This window comes from Chamaesiphon sp. OTE_75_metabat_556 (assembly GCF_031378165.1).
In the GTDB taxonomy this organism is placed as follows: Bacteria; Cyanobacteriota; Cyanobacteriia; order Cyanobacteriales; family Chamaesiphonaceae; genus Chamaesiphon.
The window spans coordinates 1-6,368 of the sequence record NZ_JANNDR010000235.1; the positions used below are offsets into that span (position 1 = coordinate 1).

At 45.1% G+C, this 6,368-nt stretch carries 8 protein-coding genes; 5 read left to right on the forward strand and 3 right to left on the reverse strand.

Translation table 11 applies throughout. The features are described from left to right. The 3 genes from RMO27_RS09645 to RMO27_RS09655 form a co-directional block, all read left to right on the forward strand. Window positions 1-405 (forward strand): alpha/beta hydrolase (locus tag RMO27_RS09645; RefSeq protein ID WP_309731789.1); only part of this gene is annotated, 405 nt, incomplete at its 5' end. Window positions 406-604: 199 nt separating this feature from the next. Further along, window positions 605-1,798 carry a Coenzyme F420 hydrogenase/dehydrogenase, beta subunit C-terminal domain gene (locus RMO27_RS09650; protein WP_309731790.1) on the forward strand — a complete coding sequence of 398 codons (1,194 nt, stop codon included), beginning with the start codon at window positions 605-607 and terminating at the stop codon, window positions 1,796-1,798. A 102-nt stretch (window positions 1,799-1,900) separates the two neighbouring features. Beyond that, complete coding sequence (locus RMO27_RS09655; protein ID WP_309731793.1) at window positions 1,901-2,506, forward strand: pentapeptide repeat-containing protein; 606 nt, start codon at window positions 1,901-1,903, stop codon at window positions 2,504-2,506. A gap of 420 nt (window positions 2,507-2,926) precedes the next feature. Here RMO27_RS09655 and RMO27_RS09660 read toward each other — a convergent pair whose 3' ends face one another. Both RMO27_RS09660 and RMO27_RS09665 read right to left on the reverse strand, forming a co-directional pair. Then, a complete protein-coding gene (locus RMO27_RS09660) occupies window positions 2,927-3,550 on the reverse strand; it encodes a ribonuclease D (RefSeq protein WP_309731795.1) in 624 nt (207 codons plus the stop codon). A gap of 62 nt (window positions 3,551-3,612) precedes the next feature. Further along, window positions 3,613-4,290: a CAP domain-containing protein gene (locus RMO27_RS09665; RefSeq protein WP_309731797.1), complete on the reverse strand. Its 678-nt coding sequence runs from the start codon at window positions 4,288-4,290 to the stop codon at window positions 3,613-3,615. A gap of 122 nt (window positions 4,291-4,412) precedes the next feature. On the opposite strand from RMO27_RS09665, the gene RMO27_RS09670 reads away from it, so the two are divergent. Next, the gene (locus RMO27_RS09670) at window positions 4,413-5,093 is read left to right on the forward strand and encodes a DUF3318 domain-containing protein (RefSeq protein ID WP_309731799.1); all 681 of its coding nucleotides are present in this window, start codon (window positions 4,413-4,415) and stop codon (window positions 5,091-5,093) included. Between the two features lie 98 nt (window positions 5,094-5,191). Here the strand turns inward: RMO27_RS09670 and RMO27_RS09675 are convergent, their stop codons facing one another. Next, window positions 5,192-5,701, reverse strand: coding sequence for a cob(I)yrinic acid a,c-diamide adenosyltransferase (locus RMO27_RS09675; protein ID WP_309731801.1), 510 nt, complete (start codon window positions 5,699-5,701; stop codon window positions 5,192-5,194). A 294-nt stretch (window positions 5,702-5,995) separates the two neighbouring features. Between RMO27_RS09675 and rph the strand changes: the two genes are divergently transcribed. Continuing rightward, window positions 5,996-6,368 (forward strand): ribonuclease PH (rph, locus tag RMO27_RS09680; RefSeq protein ID WP_309731803.1); only part of this gene is annotated, 373 nt, incomplete at its 3' end.

A 6,368-nucleotide genomic window follows, 5' to 3' on the forward strand; every position in this document is an offset into this window, starting at 1 on the left:
GGTAAGTTTCTGATCCAACCATTAGGTAATTTAGCCACCAAATTTCTAGCGAGTCCCCAAGTTCGTCAAAGTGTCAGCGAGAACGCCTATTTCGATCGATCCTTTGCCACCGCTGACGCTCGAAAATGTGCGGCTCTCCATCTAGAAATGCCACGATGGAGCGAAACTTTAATTGCCTTTACCCGCAGTGGTGGTTATGGCTATTTACTCGATCAATTGCCTGAAATTCAGCAAGAAACGTTGATTATCTGGGGCAAACAAGATCGGATCTTAGGTACAAATGCAGCACAACTCTTCAACCAAAATTTACCTAATTCTCAACTCAAATGGATCGATAATTGCGGACACGTTCCCCATCTCGAACAAGCTCAGATTACCGCCCAGTCAATCTTAGATTTTATTTAAGTTTAAGTCGCTCCCAGTTACCCAAACGATTGAAGCCACTCTGACTATAATTTATTAGTCTGCGTAGGCAGACTTTGCAACACTAGCAACGACTTCTAGTCGTTGGCTCCCCCAGTCACCCGATCGAAACTTAACCTTCACAAACCACTATCCCCTAGCCACTAGGCTAAAATAACCACATCATCGATCGAGTGTCCCCATGACTGCTGCACCCAAACACCAGAAAGCCAAAGCCCTCAAACCCAATAGTGTCAAACCTGCCAAAGAACTGTGCAGCGAATGCGGGTTGTGCGATACCCACTATATCCACTACGTCAAAACCGCTTGTGCTTTCATCAACCAGCAGATTCCCACCTTGGAGACTCAAACCCACGGGCGCAGTCGGGATTTAGATAAAGAAGACGACTTGTATTTTGGCGTCCATCAGCAGATGATGGCAGCCCGCAAAATCGAGCCGATCCCCGGTGCCCAATGGACGGGCATCGTCAGTACAATCGCGATCGAAATGCTGGAGCAGGGGCTAGTAGAAGGCGTTGTGTGCGTCCAAAATACCCCCGAAGACAGGTTTACACCCATGCCGATAATTGCCCGGACTAGAGCGGAAATTCTCGCAGCTAAAGTCAACAAACCCACCCTCTCACCCAACTTATCGATCCTCGAACAAATCGCGGAATCGGGATTGAAGAAGCTCCTAGTCATCGGTGTCGGCTGTCAAATTCAAGCCCTACGCGCCGTCGAAAAAGAATTAGGCTTAGAGCAACTATACGTCCTCGGTACCCCCTGTACCGATAACGTCACCCGCGCAGGCTTACAGAAGTTTTTAGAAACCACCAGTCGATCGCCCGAGACGGTAGTTTATTATGAGTTTATGCAGGACTTTAATGTCCACTTCAAACATGAAGATGGTTCGACCGAATTAGTACCCTTTTTCGGGTTGAATACTAAGGAATTAAAAGACGTCTTCGCCCCCTCCTGTTTGAGCTGTTTCGACTATGTAAACTCCCTCGCCGATTTAGTCGTCGGTTATATGGGCGCACCCTATGGCTGGCAATGGATCGTTGTCAGAAACGATCGCGGTCAACAGATGTTAGATCTAGTGAATGATGCGATCGAGACTCAAGCTGTGATGTCCAAAGGCGATCGCAAAGCCGCCGTTCAACAAAGCATTCCCGCCTACGATAAAGCAGTCACCCTACCAATGTGGGTAGCGAAAATCATGGGTGTAGTCATCGATAAGATCGGCCCCAAAGGATTGGAATATGCCCGTTTCTCGATCGATTCTCACTTCACCCGCAATTATTTATTTAGCAAGCGCAATTATCCTGAAAAGTTAGAGCAACACGTTCCAGAATTTGCGAAGAAGATTGTGGCTCAGTATAAGTTACCTGATTGAAATATTCCGTTCAAGCTATCATTCTTGGCTTTCGATCGTCCAGTACCTGAAGACTTATTGCAGCCCATAAGTTAGTATAGATCGCAGGATGGAGTAGAGTATATGAAACAGGTCTTTATAGAAGAAAAAACTTTTGATAAAATAGACTTCACTCAAAACCACTTAAGTAAAGGTGAGTATGAGTACTGTAACTTTGTCAACTGTAACTTTTCACATGCCGACCTTTCAGACATTAAATTTTTGGAATGTGAGTTTTTAGGTTGCAATCTTAGCTTAGTAAATCTAGATCGAACAGCATTAAAGGAGATTAAATTCAAGGATTGTAAGATGCTAGGTCTGAATTTTGGAGACTGTAGTGAATTTGGATTTGTAGTTGACTTCGATACTTGCATCCTCAATCATTCATCATTTTCTGACATAACGTCTCCTATGAAGCAGCGAGTAAGACTTAAACAGACAGTATTTAAAAACTCTCAACTTCATGAAGTAGACTTTACTGAATGCGATCTAAGTTCTTCTGTCTTCGATAACTGCGATCTGACCAGAACCATCTTTGAGCGTACGATTCTGGAAAAGGCAGATTTTCGGAATTCCTTTAACTACTCGCTCGATCCAGAGTTAAACCGTATTAAGAAAGCTAAGTTTTCGCAATCGGGTATAGCAGGACTTCTAGATAAGTATGATATTGAAATAGATATGACGGACTAAAGCAGCAAAGAAAAGAGCGAATCAGAAAAGTAGGATGGGCACTGCCCACGAGCTAAAATTATGCACAGCAATAACTTCGCCCAATTTTTGCGATCGATTTTAGTATCCTCAATCTCTACTATCGATCGAATTGTTAGTAATGCACTTAAAATGTTGACTGGTAAATCTTTGAGATAAACGAAATACTTGATGCTCGCTCGTATTGTGTCATTTTCCTCCCGTCGCTCTGGCGATAATTTTTTGATTGGTATAAGAAACACAAGTTAGATCGTGCTTATATTGAGCCATTAATTTTCCAGATCGCTGTTTTGGCGATCGAGCCATCCAGCAGCTTCAGCCAAAATTGCTGAAACTGTTGAAAGATCTACTAGATTAGCTTGACGCACTGAAATGGTTAACATGATGGTGCGATCTCGCTATTTAATGATGAGAGAATATATCCTCATATTGCAATAAATCGAGCGAAACTAGCGTCGGTAGAACCTTGAAACAATCCTGCGCTAATTCCCAGCGATCTTCGCGTTGCAACTTCGCAATTAATTTTTGACGTATACTAATTAGATACCGAACATCATTCGCTGCGTATCGTAATTGTTCGTCCGAAAGATTTTCGGCATCACCCCAATCGGAACATTGAGCGGATTTGTCGAGTTCTACGCCTTCGAGTTGGGCAACTAATTCTTTTAAACCGTGACGGGATGAATAGGTACGGATCAGTTTACTGGCGATTTTGGTACAAAATATGGGCTGGGTTTCGATCCCCAAACGGTGTCGCAATTGAGCCACATCAAATCTCGCAAAGTGAAAAACCTTAGTAACGGTGGTAGATTGCATCACCTGTTGTAAATTTGGTGCGGTTGTTTGTCCTTTGGCAATCCGAATTACCGTCAGGGCACCAGGTGAAAATAATTGAACTAGACACAAACGATCGCGAATATAATTCAACCCCATCGTCTCAGTATCGACAGCAATCGATTCGGCATGGAGATAGCGATCTCGCAGCGCATCATCTAAATCTCGATCGCAAATTTGAAAGTCTTCCATAGTCGGCGGTTGGGGCGAAGAAACCATCTCTATCATAAATGATCGGTTCACTCACATCGCTCCTAATCGACATCTTTGACATAGAAAGCTTTACGAATGAAAATCTGGGTAAAATAATATTCCCCTTTGGCATTTTTGGAGACACCAATTCCGGTTAGGTCATAACGTCCGACCATATTGTGTTGGTGTCCAGGACTTTCGATCCAATCTTGGATCGCCACCAATTCGGGCTTGCCGTAGCCCATGTTGTAAGCAACATTTTCCGCCGCGCTGCGATAGACGATCGTTTTCGAGACTGATGCGACTCGATCGTTAAAACCATCATGGCTCATGTTACCCGATCGCGCCATTTGTTCGCTGTGGGCTTTGGCTTCAGCGGAAATCGCCGGATCCATCGTCAATGGGGGCAGATTTTTGGTCTGGCGATATTTATTGACCAGATTGTATGTATCTATTTCTAGTTTCGTCATCACAGGTGCAGGCGTTGATTGGGGAGCGCGCTTAACCGGAGTTCTGGGAGTGGGTTCTGCTACATCTGATGCAGAATCTCCCTCGGGTGCTGTAATGCTAACATCAGCGCGGGCGATCGTGCCACCGATTCCGATGATGGTCACTAGGGCGCAAAAAGTGCCTAAAAAACGATATTTCATCTGAATTGAGCGAATTTGGATATGTGCTGAGATGGAATCTTTGACATCACTGAGATCGTATGTCGCTATTCCGTGTATCAAATATGACATCTCTGATCTATATCCACTGCGATCGAGGTCATATCAGGACGTAATCTGGAAACTGGTGAAATTTGCTCATCTCGACCGAGGATTGGGTAGAATAGAAGATACGATCGATCCAAACTATCGCTATGACATCCTATTCCGCTGCTTCTGCTCGCGCTGAAATGAGTGAACTGCGTCGGCTCAAAAGTTTACTCCCGCCCGAACTCCAAAGCTGGGTGACTGTAGAAACTACCGTCGAAGTCAATCCACCCCTAATTCGCAGTGAGGAATTGGGTAAAGATCAAGTGGAAATTCAAATCGATTTGGTCAAGTGGGAACGGCTGGCTCTCGATCAACGCAACCTATTATTTTGGCATGAAGTCGCCCGCGTCCAAAATGACACGATCTCCCGCGATGGCTGGGAAATGGCGGCACTGGCGATCGGCCTAGGTGGTGCTGTCGGCGAACTGTGGGTACAAGACGGACTATTATTAGTCCTAGCACTAGGACTGTGCGGCATCTCTGGTTATCGCCTGTATGCACGCAATAATAGCGATCGACACCTCAAAGAAGCGATCGATGCCTATGAAAAAGCGATCGCCCTGGAAACTCGCTTTGGCTATACGCTCCCTAATGCCTACAAGAGCCTGGGCAGTGCGCTCAAAACTTTGACCGACGATACTCCCAAAAAAAGCAAACGTAAGCACTACGAATCCCGTCTCGACGCACTCAAACGTAGTGCCACCAAAGCGAAGGATAAAGTCGATCGATCGCGCACAAACACTCGCAGTCGCGCCCTAGCTGACGAACGGGAAAGCTATAGATAGATAAATTTTTGAGTATAGTTATCTCCACTCGCAGGATTCAAAGAAACCCGACTTCTTCAAGAAGTCGGGTTTCTGTTTTTAGTCAACTCTCAACTCGTTCAAGTTATCAGTTCTAAAATCGCTGGGTGTGGATTGGTGCCAGTTAGGATAATTTTGAGATCGGCGGGGAGCTTAGTCAAAAAAGTTGTTGCAGCTTCGACACTAATTAAACCTAGCTCGATTGCCAGACTCAAATCGTCTAAAATCACCAAAGAATATTCACTCGATCGAGTTGCGCCGCGAACGTGTTTCCATAGTTGGTTGAAATTGTTTAATTCTAGATCGTTTAAATCTGAAATCGAAATATTCCGAATTAAATTACAGCGGATCCAATCGAGATTTTGAGCGAGATTGATAATTCGATCGTGACCTTGGCGAATGCCACCTTTGAGAAGTTGGACGATCAAAACGCGTTGTCCGGTACTGGCAATCTTGAGGGCGTTAGCGACAATCTCCGTGCAAAATTGATCGGCAGGTGTATCAACAATTTCGATCTGGTTGTGAAGTGTATTTGATGTGTTATGAGTAACCGCAATCTGTTCTGGATGACTATTTAATTGTGCAATCATATTCAACGTACAATGAGCCGCATTTCATTCAAAAGGTCTTCCCTGATGGGATCTGCTTGTCCGAATCGATAGTCTATAGTAGACAATATATAGCGTTTGATTCCGAGCGTCTATCCAGTGAAACACTAAATATGCGATCGGTCAAGTACCAATTTAGGAAGTGGGGGATAGGGGATGGGGGGTTAGGGGTTAGGATGGTGATAGCTGCTAGGGATTTAAATTTCTACTAAAAGTTAACAAGAATTTAGATCGACACATCTCTGTCTGTAGTACAATTATCAACCCTCAATCCAGATGCAAATCCGCCAACACCGCCAGTCGAATCAGCTCCGTCAGATTAGCTTTCAGAGCGACTTTACCAAGTTTGCCACCAGCTCCGTACTGAGTGATTGTGGCGATACCCACGTGTTATGTACCGTCACCATCAAAGATGGCGTACCGAAGTTTTTGACAGGTACGGGGACTGGCTGGCTGACCGCTGAGTATCGGATGCTACCAGGTGCGACACCCCAGCGGCACGAGCGGGAAGTGCTCAAGTTGTCTGGACGGACGCAGGAAATTCAACGATTGCTCGGTCGGAGTTTGCGATCGACCCTCGATTTTGCCATTCTGGGAGAGAAAACAATCCTAGTCGATGCAGACGTCATTCAGGCAGATGCCGGCACCC